Origin of the sequence: Shigella sp. FC1967 (genome assembly GCF_001743005.1) — a bacterium.
GTDB lineage: Bacteria > Pseudomonadota > Gammaproteobacteria > Enterobacterales > Enterobacteriaceae > Proteus.
Genome location: NZ_MIIZ01001130.1, coordinates 1 through 721 on the forward strand (window position 1 = coordinate 1; position 721 = coordinate 721).

A 721-nucleotide genomic window follows, 5' to 3' on the forward strand; every position below is an offset into this window, starting at 1 on the left:
AAAAAACATCGTGGTGATGACAAGTGGGAATTAAACGTCATGACTGCTGATGAATTAAATGCAAAACATCAGGCAGAAGCAAACGCAGCCATTGAAATATTTACTAAGCATCTCGACATTGATGAAGACTTCGCAACTGTTTTAGTTGAAGAAGGTTTCTCTACCCTTGAAGAGTTAGTTTATGTGCCAATCAGTGAACTGCTGGCTATTGACGGATTAGATGAAGATACCGTTGAAGCTCTACGTGAAAGAGCAAAAGCTGCACTCACAACGATTGAGTTGGCTCAAAAAGAAAGCCTAGGCGATAACCAGCCAGCTGAGGACTTATTAGCTCTCGAAGGCTTGGAGCGCTCTTTAGCATTTGATCTAGCTGCCCGTGGTATCTGCACACTGGAAGATCTTGCCGAACAGGGTATCGACGACCTAACTGATATTGAAGGTTTAAATAGTGAGCGCGCAGGCGAACTCATTATGGCCGCACGTAATATCTGCTGGTTTGGGAATGATGCGTAACAACTGAGCAGGAAGGAACAGAATGACAGATGAAACAGTAAAATCACTGGCAGAAGAGATTCAGACACCGGTTGAACGTTTGGTACAGCAGTTTGCTGATGCCGGTATTAAGAAGACCGTCTCTGATTCTGTCTCCCAAAAAGAGAAAGAAACCTTACTGGCTTGGTTGAATCGTGATAAAGACGTATCAACCAGCCAACCAGAAAAA

The 721-nt window shown here is 43.7% G+C and carries 2 protein-coding genes; both read left to right on the forward strand.

Annotation, left to right across the window (positions count from 1 at the left end; genetic code table 11):
• Positions 1-513 (forward strand): helix-hairpin-helix domain-containing protein (locus BHE89_RS19200; RefSeq protein WP_286146351.1); only part of this gene is annotated, 513 nt, incomplete at its 5' end.
• Positions 514-535: 22 nt separating this feature from the next.
• Positions 536-721, forward strand: a 186-nt coding sequence (locus BHE89_RS19205; RefSeq protein ID WP_141008344.1) for a translation initiation factor IF-2 N-terminal domain-containing protein, incomplete at its 3' end; no start/stop codon positions are given.